13 protein-coding genes are annotated in these 11,672 nt (G+C 73.1%); 4 read left to right on the plus strand and 9 right to left on the minus strand.

The annotated features are described in order from the left end of the window. Positions 1 to 136: 136 nt before the first annotated feature. A complete protein-coding gene (locus tag K2F47_RS18210) occupies positions 137 to 808 on the plus strand; it encodes an HD domain-containing protein (protein WP_242905040.1) in 672 nt (223 codons plus the stop codon). Here the strand turns inward: K2F47_RS18210 and K2F47_RS18215 are convergent. After that, positions 805 to 1,608 (minus strand): SGNH/GDSL hydrolase family protein, encoded by an 804-nt coding sequence (locus K2F47_RS18215; protein WP_242905042.1) that lies wholly within the window; start codon positions 1,606 to 1,608, stop codon positions 805 to 807. The genes K2F47_RS18210 and K2F47_RS18215 overlap by 4 nt on opposite strands. A gap of 288 nt (positions 1,609 to 1,896) precedes the next feature. Between K2F47_RS18215 and K2F47_RS18220 the strand changes: the two genes are divergently transcribed. Genes K2F47_RS18220 through K2F47_RS18230 form a run of 3 tightly spaced genes read left to right on the plus strand, consistent with a single transcriptional unit; the run spans position 1,897 to position 4,182 of the window. Further along, entirely contained in the window at positions 1,897 to 2,589 is a 693-nt protein-coding gene (locus K2F47_RS18220; RefSeq protein ID WP_242905043.1) for a phosphoribosylaminoimidazolesuccinocarboxamide synthase, read from the plus strand. Then, positions 2,576 to 2,974 (plus strand): hypothetical protein, encoded by a 399-nt coding sequence (locus K2F47_RS18225; protein ID WP_242905044.1) that lies wholly within the window; start codon positions 2,576 to 2,578, stop codon positions 2,972 to 2,974. The genes K2F47_RS18220 and K2F47_RS18225 overlap by 14 nt, the downstream gene beginning before the upstream one ends. Then, complete coding sequence (locus K2F47_RS18230) at positions 2,971 to 4,182, plus strand: MFS transporter (protein ID WP_242905045.1); 1,212 nt, start codon at positions 2,971 to 2,973, stop codon at positions 4,180 to 4,182. Before K2F47_RS18225 ends, K2F47_RS18230 begins: the two co-directional genes overlap by 4 nt. Positions 4,183 to 4,353: 171 nt before the next feature. Here K2F47_RS18230 and K2F47_RS18235 read toward each other — a convergent pair whose 3' ends face one another. The 8 genes from K2F47_RS18235 to K2F47_RS18270 are packed head-to-tail and all read right to left on the minus strand — an operon-like array spanning position 4,354 to position 11,601. Continuing rightward, complete coding sequence (locus K2F47_RS18235; RefSeq protein WP_242905047.1) at positions 4,354 to 5,550, minus strand: acyl-CoA dehydrogenase family protein; 1,197 nt, start codon at positions 5,548 to 5,550, stop codon at positions 4,354 to 4,356. Next, positions 5,547 to 6,695: an SDR family oxidoreductase gene (locus K2F47_RS18240; RefSeq protein WP_242905048.1), complete on the minus strand. Its 1,149-nt coding sequence runs from the start codon at positions 6,693 to 6,695 to the stop codon at positions 5,547 to 5,549. Before K2F47_RS18240 ends, K2F47_RS18235 begins: the two co-directional genes overlap by 4 nt. Continuing rightward, a complete protein-coding gene (locus K2F47_RS18245; RefSeq protein ID WP_242905049.1) occupies positions 6,692 to 6,976 on the minus strand; it encodes an acyl carrier protein in 285 nt (94 codons plus the stop codon). The genes K2F47_RS18240 and K2F47_RS18245 overlap by 4 nt, the downstream gene beginning before the upstream one ends. Positions 6,977 to 6,979: 3 nt before the next feature. After that, positions 6,980 to 8,698 (minus strand): AMP-binding protein, encoded by a 1,719-nt coding sequence (locus K2F47_RS18250; RefSeq protein ID WP_242905050.1) that lies wholly within the window; start codon positions 8,696 to 8,698, stop codon positions 6,980 to 6,982. A 7-nt stretch (positions 8,699 to 8,705) separates the two neighbouring features. Then, entirely contained in the window at positions 8,706 to 9,431 is a 726-nt protein-coding gene (locus K2F47_RS18255; protein WP_242905051.1) for an HAD family hydrolase, read from the minus strand. Then, positions 9,428 to 9,985: an ATP-binding protein gene (locus K2F47_RS18260; RefSeq protein ID WP_242905052.1), complete on the minus strand. Its 558-nt coding sequence runs from the start codon at positions 9,983 to 9,985 to the stop codon at positions 9,428 to 9,430. The genes K2F47_RS18255 and K2F47_RS18260 overlap by 4 nt, the downstream gene beginning before the upstream one ends. Further along, positions 9,979 to 10,815: a hypothetical protein gene (locus K2F47_RS18265; protein WP_242905053.1), complete on the minus strand. Its 837-nt coding sequence runs from the start codon at positions 10,813 to 10,815 to the stop codon at positions 9,979 to 9,981. The genes K2F47_RS18260 and K2F47_RS18265 overlap by 7 nt, the downstream gene beginning before the upstream one ends. Before the next feature lie 12 nt (positions 10,816 to 10,827). Next, the gene (locus tag K2F47_RS18270; protein WP_242905069.1) at positions 10,828 to 11,601 is read right to left on the minus strand and encodes an SDR family oxidoreductase; all 774 of its coding nucleotides are present in this window, start codon (positions 11,599 to 11,601) and stop codon (positions 10,828 to 10,830) included. Positions 11,602 to 11,672: the final 71 nt, after the last annotated feature.

Here is an 11,672-nt window from a genome sequence, read left to right on the forward strand (position 1 = left end):
TTGACTGTGTCGGAACAGTCCTTGTCTGTACCGGAACGGCTGGGTGTCGATCATGCGTTGACCGGGTAGCCGCGAACCACGGGGGACGAACCACGGGGACAGCGCGGTCCGCACTCCGCCGACCGGAAGGATCTCCATGGACTCGACGACGCGGCGCGGCCTCATCGGCAGGGGCGAGCCCCCGCCCGGCGTCCCGGAGCGGCTCGCGTCCCAGATCGCGTTCATCGCCGAGGTGGACAAGCTGAAGACCGTCGTGCGGCGCAGCCCTCTGCTCGCCGCCGACCGGCGCGAGAACGACGCCGAGCACTCCTGGCACCTGGCGCTGATGGTGATGGTGCTGGCCGAGTACGCCGACGAGCCGATCGACGTCGAGCGGACGCTGCGGCTCGTGCTCGTGCACGACCTCGTGGAGATCTACGCGGGCGACACCTTCCTCTACGACGCGGTGGCCGCCGCCGACCAGGCCGAACGCGAGGAGGCGGCGGCCGACGCGCTGTTCGCGCTGCTGCCGCCGGACCAGGAGGGAACGTTCCGCGCGCTGTGGGACGAGTTCGAGGCGCGCGAGACCCCCGAGGCGCGGTTCGCCAAGGCCATGGACCGCCTCCAGCCGCTCCTGCTCAACTTCGGCAACGAGGGCGGCACCTGGCGCACGTTCGGCGTCACCGCCGCAGACGTCCGCCGCCGCAAGTCGGTGATCGGCGACGCGTCCGCCGAACTGGGCGACTACGCGGCCGAGCTCATCGACCTCGGCGTGCGTCGCGGCTGGCTCGCCCCTGGAGACGGGGACGTTCCCCCGCCCGGAGACTAGGGGCGGGCGGCGGCCGAGAGTGCCGGGAGGTAGCCGAGCCGGTGGCCCGCGGCGTTCGGCAGGTAGGACTCGATCAGCGGGAGCTTGGGCGGGTTGATCCACGTGTCGGCGGAGCACACGCCGTGCGGGGTGAAGGCCCGCTGGACGTCGTCGAAGGCGAACCGGTGCGCGGCGGCGCGTCCGGCGGTGACCGCGTTCACCTCGTCCACGACGCGGTTCATCGCCGCCTGCTTCGCCGGGGTCATGCCCGCCGGGCAGGCGCGGCCGCCGGTGAACGACCGGGGGTAGCCGAGGACGACGACGCGGGCGGTGCGCGCCTTCGAGCGGATGGCGCGGTACAGCGCGTCCAGGTGGCGGGGCAGGCGCCGGTCGATGAACGCGCGGGCGCGCGCCGTCCTGGCCTCGCAGCTCCGGTCGTCCTGGAAGGCGCAGACCATGCTGACGTCGGCCATGTCCGGGTCGCTGATGCCGGCGGTGACGCTCACGAGCCGGGTGCGCGCGGACAGGTCGCCGAGCTGCGTGCGCATGACATCGGCGGTCGTGGCGCTTGAGCACGCCCGGAAAACGAAGCGGGCGGCGGGGTGGGCCCTGGCCCACAGCGCGGGGTAGGCGTTGCGGCTGCGCTGGCAGGCCCCGCTGGCCGGGTCGTAGTCCTGGGCGCCGAGCCCGGCGGCGGACGAGTCGCCGAGGGCGAGGTACACCGGCCCGGCAGCCGACGCGGCGGGCACGCCGATGACCGTGCCGATGGTCAGGGCGGCGGCGATCGGCGCCGCCGCGACCGCTCTGCGGCTGGGACGCACGGCACCCTCCCGGTATTGCACGGCAATGGCGTGACGCCAGCAATACTGCGCATAAAAGGTGGCGGCCGGTCAAGGCCGGCCGCCGGTGCCGTTAAAATCGCGAATCCATCCCATGGCCGCCGAGTAAAGATTGATCCTCCCGGGCCGTCATGACGAACGACCCATGCTCCCGGGTGATCGGGCATGGTTGCGTGATCTCTAATCTTTTTGCAGGGGTGTCGGCCGGTCACAAATCGGGAGGTCGCCGTGGTTCACGCCATGACATCGAGCGCCAATGAACTGCGGCGGTTGAGCGAGACACGACCTCCGGATGTGACCGGCCACAGCAAGAAGATCTGGAAGATAACCGACGGCGACTGCTATGTCCAGCTCGTGCCGAGCCTGAGCAGCTTCACCTTCGACCGGCATGAGCTGATGGGCGGCACCGACGCGCTGCGGCTGGACTTCTACGAGCGGGCCGCGGCGCGGCTGGCCGGAAAAGGGGTCCAGACGGCGTTCCTACGGCGGGTGGACGCGACATCCTACCTGGCCAGATATGTCACCGGGCCGCCGTTCGAGGTCATCGTCAAGAACTACGCGGTGGGCTCCACGGTGCGCAAGTACCCCGGGCTCTTCAACGAGAACGAGCCGCTCCCGAGGCCGGTCGTGAAGTTCGACTACCGGATCGACCCGGAGGACCAGCCGATCGGCGAGGACTATCTGCGCGCGCTCGGCCTGCCGGTCGAGGGGTTCCGTGCGAACGCCCTCGCCGTCAACCGGGAACTGCGCGACTGGCTCGCGCCGCTCGAACTCTGGGACTTCTGCCTGATCTTCGGTCTGACCGAGGCCGGGCAGCCGGTCATCACCTCGGAGATATCTCCCGACTGCATGCGGCTGCGCCGGTCGAACGGGTCGTCGCTGGACAAGGACCTCTTCCGGCAGGGGGCGTCGGCCGAGCAGATCATCACGGAATGGCGGAAACTGATCGATGAACTCGAATAGCGGGGCAGGGATTCTGACCGAACGCGAGACCTGGGTGGGGGCGCGGGGCGAGGGGCTGCGCGTCTGGTTCCGCTGGCCCCCGGGCGCGCACAGCATCGTCAACATGCGCGGGTTCCCCGCGCGCGCCAGCGTCGTGTTCGACGAGCAGGAGAAGGTGCTGGCGATCGAGCTGGCCGGGCTCCCCGAGAAGGCCATGACGGTGCTGGCACGTTCCGAGACGCACGGCGCCGACGTCGACCGCGCAGGGTCGGCGCTGCGGGTGCGCGTCGCCGGTGGGACCGCCGGCGCCCGGGTGGAGGGCGACTCCACGGTCGCGTTCCGGCTCTGCGACAGGGAACTCGTCGGGATCGACGTCCGGTTCGGCGCGCAGGGCGCCGGGGCATGAGCGGTTACCGGGACTGCCTGGGGCAGAAGTACTCCAAGTATCTGATCGCCACCAACCTCGTCGGGCGGCTCCCGAACGGGATGGGCCCGCTCGCGATCGCCGTCTACCTGCGCTGGAAGGACGTCGGGTACGGCACGGTCGGCGGCCTCATCGCCCTCTACGTCGTGGCGACGGCGGTGGGCGGCCCGGTGCTCGGCCGGATCGTCGATCGGCGCGGCCAGGTCGCGGTGCTCACGGTGGGCTCGGTGCTGTCGGCGGCGGGGTTCGCGCTGCTCGCCGTGCTGGACGACACCGGCCCGATGGCGCTGGCCATCCTGTTCTCGGGGCTGTTCACGCCGCCGCTCGAACCGTGCCTGCGGAGCCTGTGGCCGAGCGTCCTGCCCGACGAGCGGACGGTCGCGACCGCCTACGCGCTGGACGCCTCGCTCCAGCAGATCGTGTTCGTGTCGGGGCCGCTGCTGGTCACCGGCATCGCGGCGGTGGCCTCGCCGCGCGCCGCGCTGTGGTTCACGGCGGCCGCCATGGTGGTCGGATCGGTCGCGTTCGCCTGCGCCCGGCCGGTGCGGGAGTGGCGGGCCGAGCCGCACCGCGCGGACTGGATCGGGCCGCTCCGCTCGGCGCCGCTGCGCCGGATCCTCACGTCCCTGGGCTGCCTCGGCGTCGCGCTCGGCGTCTTCAGCGTCGGGTCCGTCGCCTACGCCGAGCACGCCGACTGGCCGCAGCTGTCCGGGCTGCTGCTCGGCGCGAACGCGGTCGGCGCGCTCGTCGGCGGCCTCGTCTACGGCGCCGCGCGGTGGGACCTGCCCGCGGGCAAGCAGTTCTCCCGGCTGCTCGTCGGCCTCATGCTGTGCTACTGCCTGCTGGCGACCGTCGCGCCGCCGGTCGTGATGATCGCCCTGATGGGGATCGCCGGGGTGTTCCTCTCGCCGGTCCTCGCCTGCGCGTTCGGGATCATCGGGAGGGTGGCGCCGCGCGGCACCGTCACCGAGGCGTTCGCCTGGGTCGTGACCGTCATCCTGGCGGGGAACGCCGCCGGATCGGCGCTCGCCGGGGCCGTCGAGCGGTACGGCCTCCGGGCGATCTACGTGATGCCCGGCGCCGTGCTGCTGCTGTCGGTGCTCGTCGCCGCCACCACCCGTTCGGTGGACGAGGAGGACGACGCCCCGGCGGCCCCCGTGCCCGAGCCCGTCGCCGAGGTGAGCGGCTGAGTGTCTCTTCCGACCGTGGCCTCAACGGTCACGCGGGCGCGTAGCTGAGCGGTGGGGCCGACGCCGGAGGCGAGGCCCCACCGCGAAGATCGCGAAGCGATTCCGCGCCCGCCACGGCACGGTCAAGGGACGAGCCGCCAGGCGAGTCCCTTGGGCCGGGACGTAATGAACTCAGCGGCCGATCCAGTGGTCGTAGGTCTCCCGGTCGTCGGGCAGGCCGCTCGCGACCAGCTCCAGCATCATCTCGTCGGTGCCGCCGCCGACGCGCCCGACGCGCAGGTCGCGCAGGAGCCGGGGCAGCGGCGTCTCGTCCTCCAGATAGCCCTCGCCGCCGAAGATGTGCATGCACTCGCTGACGACCCGCTCGCCGAGCCGCGCGGTCGTGACCTTCAGGCCCGCCACGTCGCAGAGCGTGATCGGGCCCCCGGCGGCGAGTTCGGCGACGGTCGAGTACAGGCCGCGCCGCGCCACCTCCACCTGGGCGGTCAGCTCCGCGACGCGCAGCCGGAGCGCCTGGTGCTCGTGCAGCGGGACGCCGAACTGCCGTCGCCGCCGCATCCGCGCGGTCGCCAGCGCCAGGGCGAGCCGCGCGCTGCCGAGGATGAGCGCCGCGACCGACAGCCGCTCGTTGCGCAGGCCCCAGGCCAGCGCGGCCAGCCCCAGCCCGGGCCGGACGAGGACCGCCTCGTCCCCGACCGTGCAGTCGATCCGCATCCGCGCCGTCTCCAGCGACCGCATGCCCATGGTCTGGAGCCGCTTGAGCACCACGGCCCCTTCGCGCGGGACGAGGACGAGCGCGGGCCCGTCCTCCGCGCGGCACAGCACGACGAGCACGTCCGCCGCCGCGCCCGGGGACACGAACCACTTCGTTCCGCTGACCCGCCAGCCGGTGCCGTCGCGGCGCAGCTCGGTCCGCACGTCCGCGAGGTCGGACCCGACGTGCTCCTCCGAGGTCGCCACGCACGCGACGTACTCGCCGGCCAGGCACCGGTCGAGCACCGTGGCGGCGTACGGGGTCCGCGCGTAGCGGCGCAGCAGCCCGGTCGCGGCCTCCAGATGGAGGCTGAGGCCCACCCCGACGCCGCCGAGCCCGGCCCGGCCCATCTCCTCGGCGAGCAGGACGGAGCGTCCGACCGACCCGTTCGGCCCGCCCTCCCAGCGCTCGCGGAACAGCCCGGTCGCGCCGAGCCTCCGCACGACGCCGCGGGGGAACGAGCGCTCGCGTTCGGCCTGGTCGAGCGCTGGTACCGCATGCGTTCCCAGCAACCCGCGGACGCGGTCGCGGTAGGCGGTGACCGCCGGGCTGGCGCGGTCGATCGGGAGGTCCCGCGCCAGCTGCTCCACCTCGGGCCGCGTCACCGTCGTCATGGCGCGGTCTCCTTCTCGGCCGCGTTCTTCTGAGCGGGCAGCGCCGCCAGCACCTCGTCGATCCCGGGCAGCCGGGCGCCCAGGTACCCGACGCGCAGGCAGTAGTTCAGCAGCCTGCGCAACTGCGCCTGCCCCTTGGACGCCGGACGGCGCCCGAGCAGGTCGTAGGCCTCCGCGTCGTGGAACACCATCCGGCGGCAGAAGAAGCTCTCGTACAACCCGACGACCCGGTCGTAGTAGACCCGCTCGGCGGCGGGCATGCGGTCCGCGGAGAACGTGGCGGGCGGGATGTAGCGCGGCACGTGGAAGGACGGGTACTCCGCCATGACCTCGCTGAAGTCGCCCAGCGTGTGCGCGCCCGCGCCGACGGCGTGGAAGGTGCGGCCCGCCGCCTCCTCGAACCGCGTCGCCGCCCGGGTGATCACCTCGGCCACGTGGTCCACCGGGACGAGGTCGAGCACGGCGTCGTAGTGGCCGGGGACCGACCGGACCCGCCCCTCGGTGAACAGCTTCAGCACGACGTAGATGTTCTTGAAGTCCCGGATCGTGCCGGAGCGCTCGTCGCCGACGACGATGCTCGGCCGGACGACCGCGGCGGGCTGCCCCGCCGCCATCGCCTCCCGCACCATCGTCTCCGCGCGGAACTTGCTCTCCTCGTACAGGGTCCCGAACGTCTGGCCCGCGTCGAGGTCGCTCTCCAGCACGGTCCCGGTCCGCTCGCCGCAGACGTAGGCGGTGCTGACGTGCACCAGCGGGACGGGGGCGGACGCCACGTCCCGGACCAGGTCCAGGACGTTCCGGGTCCCGCCGACGTTCAGCGTCTCGTACACGGCGGCGCTGCGTCCGAAGTCGGTGGTCGCGGCGGAGTGCACGACGAGGTCGAGCGACTTGAGCAGCCGCAGCTCGTCGCGGCCGAGGCCGAGGCCCGGCGCGGTGACGTCGCCGGCCAGGCGGGTGATCACCCCCGGTTCGGGACGGCCCCGCCACTCCGCGGTCCGCACCTTGCGGCCGTTGTTGCGGACGATGTCCGTCCTGGAATGGGTGAGCGCGACGACCCGGTCGCCCCCGGCCGCGAGCCGGGCCACGACCTCCGAGCCGATCAGCCCGGCCGCGCCGGTGACGAGGACGGTGCGCGCCGCCGTCATCCGCGCACCGCCGCGGTGAGCTCGCGCACCAGCTCCACGACGTCCCCGACCGTGCGGACGGTGAGCGTGCGGTCCATGTCGACGGGCGGCAGCCCGAAGCGCTGCTCCAGGACGACGCCCAACTCGATCAGCCGCAGCGAGTCCAGGCCGAGGTCGTCGGTCAGCGCCGTGCCCGGGGAGAGCTCGCCGGGCTCGTCCCGGCACATCGCGCGGATCACCTCGGCGACCTCGGCGAACAGGGGTGGGGAGGCGGTGTCGTCGGGGGTGTGGCGCGGTTCCATCGCTCACTCCTTCGAAGTGCTCGCGTGCGTGGGCGCGACCGCGGTGCCCGGGTCGCGCAGGACGATCTCGCCGGGGCAGCGGCCCGCCTGTAGCTCCCGCCACATGAACCGGCGCCTCGGCTTGCCGCTGGAGCCGCGGCGGATCAGGCCGCGCCGCCCCGTGACCACGGTGATGTCGACCTCGTCGCCGACGTCCTGGCGCAGGACGCGGGGGACGAGCCCGACCCAGTCGCCCGGCCGGGCCTCGGCCAGCAGTACCAGCGCGTTGCGCCCGTCGGCGACGGAGCTGACCAGCGCGCATCGCTGCGCGCCGAGCCCGAGCCGGTCGGCGGCCCTGGCCTCCAGGTCCTCCATGTAGACGGTCCGGCCGCGGATCTTCATGCTGTCGGCGATGCGGCCGACGACGTGCAGCGCGCCGCCGTGGACGAAGCCCGCGTCGCCGGTCAGGACCCGCCCGTCCCGCACCCGCGTGACCGTGCTGTCGGGCGAGCCCCGGTAGCCGCGCGCGACGGCCGGGCCGGTGACCGCGACCTCGCCCAGATGCCCGGGCGGAAGCTCGTCCCCGTCGCCGTCGACGATCTGGACCCGGGTGCCGTCCAGCGCCGGGCCGCAGCCGACCAGCCAGCCCTCGTCCCGCCGGGGGAGGGGGGCGCCCGACAGCACGGCGGTGGCGGTGATCCGCACCTCGCCGCCGAAGACGACGTCCGACCACTCCGGGAGGACGGCGACCGGGGGAGCGCCGGGGGCGTCGCCGGTCACCGCCAGCGTCGACTCCGCCAGGCCGTAGGCGGGCAGGAAGGCGCCCGCGTCGAAGCCGTACGGCGCGAGCCGTTCCGCGACGTCGGCGAGGACGCCCGCGTCCACCCGCTCCGCGCCGACGATCGCCGACCGCCAGCCGGAGAACTCCAGCCCGTCCAGCCGCTCGGGCGTCATGAACCGCAGCGCGTAGGCGTAGCCGAACGTCGGCGCGGTCGCCCGGTGCGCCCGGCCGTCGCCGAGGCAGCGCAGCCAGCGGACCGGGTCGCGCAGGAACTGCTCGGGGCGCATCAGCCACAGGTCGCTCTGCGCGGTGACGGTGGCGAGCAGCGCGCCGATCAGGCCCATGTCGTGGTGGAGCGGCAGCCAGGACACGCTGCCCTCGTCCGGGTCCCAGTCCATCCAGCGGTGGATCTGCCGGACGTTGGCCTCCAGGTTCGCCATGCTCACCTCGACGCCGCGCGGCGTCCCCGTCGACCCGGAGGTGAACTGGAGCAGCCCGGTCTCGGTCCACGCCGCCTGCGCGACGCCGGTCTCGGGCGCGGGCTCGTCGTCGTGGACCCAGACGGGCAGGTCGAGGCCCGCCGCCTCGATCGCCGCGCGGACCGTCGGCGCCAGCGCCCCGTCGGTCACCGCCAGCCGCGCGCCGGACGTCCGGAGGATCGCGGCCAGGTGCCCGGCGTAGGCGCCGGTGTCGGCGAAGAAGCCGGGCGGGGCGACGGGGCACGGGGTGGCGCCCGCGAGCCAGCCGCCGTAGAACGCCTCGACGAAGGGGAAGCCGGACGGCAGCACAATGCCGACGGCGTCCCCGGGCTCGACGCCCGCCGCGCGCAGCCGCGCCGCGACCCGGTGCGCGGACGCGGCCAGCTCCGGGTAGCCCCGGAACTCCCAGCCGTCCCCGTTGCCCGCCATGTGCACGCCCCGGTCCGGACGGGGCGCGTCGAGCCAGGCCGACAGTGCGCTCATCGGGCCCTCACCGTTCCGAGGAGGAGAGCATCAGGTCCACGGCCGACAGCAGGTCGGCGGCGTGCCGGCGCGCGCGGCGCGGGCGCGTCGGGGCGGCGCCCCGGGTGAGGTGGATGCCCTGGATGCCGCTGCGCTCGGGCCCGAGCGCGTCGGCCTCCTCGTTGTCCCCGGCCATCCACAGGTGCGCGCCGGGCGGCAGCGCCTCCCGGGCCAGCTTGTAGGCGTTCTCGTGCGGCTTCTCGAACCCGGTCAGCGCGGAGGTGATGACGGCGTCGAAGTAGGGCGCGAGGCCGAGCCCCTCCACCAGCAGTTCGAGTTCGGGGGCGTGGTTGGACAGGATGATCTGGGGATACCCGTGGTCCTTGAGCCGTTGCAGCGCCCGCACCGCCTCGGGGAACACCCGCCATGAGACGCTCGCGTCCATGTACCGCTCGCCGGTGCGCGCGGCGAGCGGCCGGGCGCGTTCGGGGGGATAGCCCAGCCGGTGCAGGACGCCGGCGAGCAGCTCGTTCATCGCCTCCCACCACGCGCCGGGGTCGCACAGGTGCGGGTGCGGGCGGTCGGGCGTGTGCCAGGGGAACCCGACGTGCATGTGCGCGGCGATGTCGGCCAGCCCGATCCGCAGGTCGGGCTCCTCGGCGCGGAGCACCTCCAGCATGCAGCCCGCCCACAGGCCCGGCCGCTCGGCCAGCGTGCCCTCGAAGTCCCAGACGACCCCGTACTGGACGGTCATGACGTCCGGGCGGGGTCGTCGCGGCCGGGGAGGTCTTCTCGGTTCTCCTCAAGGAAGCCGGAGATCGCGGCAACGCATCCGTCGAGTCCGACGCGGTCGGTCTCCAGCACCAGCGACCGCGGGCAGCGCTCGATCACCTTGAGGTACTGGGTCAGGTAGTGGGCGTGCTCGTCCCGGTCGCCCGGGTCCTCCCCGCGTTCGGTCAGCCGGCGCACGACGGTCTCGACGCTCGCGGTGCACAGCACCGTGCGCGGCGGTTCTCCCCAGTTCGACCAGAAGTGCTCCGGAAGGACGGTGAACATCGTCGCCCAGTGCCGGTCGAATACGAGCGTGCCCGGTTCCCGCTGGAGCACCCTTTCGATGCTCGAGCGCGCGAGTTCGTCGGCCGCCGCGAATCTCCTGTTCCCCCACAACCACGCGATATGGTCACCGAGCGTGTCGCCGAACGGCTTGACCACGCTTCCGCCGGTGAGCCGGGCCACCTGCCGGGCCAGCGTGCTCTTTCCGCAACCGTCGTGCCCGTCCAGGACGATGATCCGCCCCTCGTTCAGCATCTGCTCACCCCAAGAATCCCGGTGTCGATGAAGTCGCGCATGATCAGCGAATCCGGATTGAGATTCACGGCCCCACGAATATGCTCCAGGGTGTCGGCGGGATCGTCCGGAGGCAACAACACGGCGGTCACGCCGGGTGTGTAGAGCGGCAGCCCCAGTCCGAGCGCTGGCAGCGTCATCCCCGCGTCCTTCGCGGCCGCTTCCAACGGTGCCAGCAAGGGAACGGCGGCGGGTGGAATGCGCAAGTCCCAGCGCAGGAAGACGGGATTTTTCCCGGTTTCCCGGGCGGCCAGGAAAATCGGGCGCAGCCGATCGAAGCCGAGGAGATCGGCCTGAATTGACAGGGTCGTGCACCGCCGGTGGTGCGATCCAACATGGTCGCGTCCCGGGATGCCCGGGATATCCGGGACACCTGGGCCGTCGTCCCAGATCCCGACCGATCCCACGATCCCGTCCGCGATCAGGGCGCGCGCGGTGTCCACCGCGACCGGGTCGCCTCCCGGGAAGAGCAGGTGGTCGAGGAAGTCGGTGTCCAGGCGCGTCCGGACGTCGTCGGCCGCACGCCGGATGCGCCGTGCGGTCCACCCTCCCCGGTCGGTGAGCCGGACGATGAGCCACGGCCGGGAGTGCGCGCGGCGGATGTCGCGCAGCAGCCCGCCGAGGCCGGGACGGCGGCCGTCCCCCACGTCGATCAGCGGCGCCCCCGTTGCCGCCGCCGTGGCCTCGACGAGGTCCATGAGCTGGGGCGACGTGTCGGCGGAACGGGTGGAGGGGGCCTTCGCGAGATCCAGGCCCAGCGCCAGCGCGGAGCCGTCCAGGGAATGTCGCATCAGGCGGCGGCCCTAGACATGCTGGAGCCGATCGAGCCCCAGGGCGCCCTGCGGGTCGAGCCGCGCGGGGCGGATCTCGACCTCGCCGACCGCGATGTCGGCCGGGGTACGGGTGATGAGCTGCTCGACGAACCGGCCGACGGAGCGGGCCGACATCTTCAGCGGCGAGCCGTCGCCGGGACGGTTCGCGATCGCCCCCGGCGAGACGAGCACGGCCCGGACGCCGTTGCGCCGCTCCTCCAGCAGCAGCACCTCGACCAGCGCCCTGAGCGTGGACTTCGTCATGCAGTAGGCGGCGCCGCCCTCGAAGAACCGGGTGCCCGCGTGGCTCCCGACGAACACGTACAGGCCGCCCGCCGCGCGCACCAGCGGCAGCGCCGACTGGGCGATGTGGAACGGCGCCATCAGGTTCACCGCGACGCTCTCCCGCAGCTCGGGGAGCGGCAGGGACGCGACGGGGTGCAGCCGGCGGACGGCGGCGTTGAGCACGCACGCGTCCAGCCGGTCGACCCGCTCGCCCACCTCGGCGAGCGCCCTGTCGATGTCGCCCGGGTCGGCGAGGTCGCATTCGATCTCGCCGAGCCAGCTCTCCCCGGTGAGGGTCCGGTTCAGCGAGAGCACGTTCCAGCCGGAGTCGCGCAGGGCCTCGGCGATGCCGCGCCCGGTGCCGCGATTCGTCCCCGTGACGAGGGCGGTTGGAGTTCTGGTGGCCTCTGCCTCTTCTGTCGGATTTGTCTGTTGAGTCGGTTCGATGGGCGGCTCTGAAGCGGGAGTCCGGAAATTCACAGGCCTTCCACCCCGGCCTGCCGGACCGGGAGCAGGGTGTCCAGCATTGGAAACTCCTTACGCGCCTACTT

The organism is Actinomadura terrae, assembly GCF_022751215.1.
In the GTDB taxonomy this organism is placed as follows: domain Bacteria; phylum Actinomycetota; class Actinomycetes; order Streptosporangiales; family Streptosporangiaceae; genus Spirillospora; species Spirillospora terrae.